This window comes from Citrobacter sp. TBCS-14 (assembly GCF_005280805.1).
Taxonomy (GTDB): Bacteria; Pseudomonadota; Gammaproteobacteria; order Enterobacterales; family Enterobacteriaceae; genus Citrobacter; species Citrobacter gillenii.
Window position 1 is genome coordinate 1 of sequence record NZ_SZWM01000150.1, and the last position, 578, is coordinate 578.

The 578-nt window shown below is 42.6% G+C and carries 1 pseudogene; it reads right to left on the bottom strand.

Annotated elements, in window-relative coordinates:
- Positions 1–186: 186 nt before the first annotated feature.
- Positions 187–578: pseudogene (locus FDX22_RS03600) on the bottom strand (helix-turn-helix transcriptional regulator); the annotation flags it as partial.

Genomic DNA, 578 nt, shown 5'->3' on the forward strand with positions numbered 1-578 from the left:
ATCAATGCTATTGAAAAAATTTAGCTTAATATTTTCAATACGGATGTCTTCGCCAACCATTAAACGGTTAAAAACAGTCTCAAGGTCGCCAAGTGAGTTTATGTTGATTGGTAAGGCTGAAGCTTCCATGTTAAGTCCTTTATTATAAACCTATCTGCAAAGCTACAGTTCCTGCTCGAAAGAACATTATAGCCGGTTATATTTTATTGATTCATGAATCAATGCCTTACCCATCACATAAAGGTTATCTTGGGTATCTTCGTTTATGTACCACTTCTCATAGGCTGGGTTATNACTTCTCATAGGCTGGGTTATCAGACAGAACGGCCAGCTTGTCACCTTGCATCTGCAGGCGCTTAACGTGGAAGGTCTTCCCATAAACGAAGGAGTAGACCCCATCAGTCTGAAAATGCCGAACTGAGATATCGACGAACAACCGATCACCTGAAACAAGGGTGGGGGCCATACTGTCGCCATTAACCGTCATCACTTTTACATCGGCTGGATCACGGTTTCCGAAAAGAACACGCGCATGCTCATTCGTGAACTCAATGGCGTAAAGCACTTCAACATAGTCG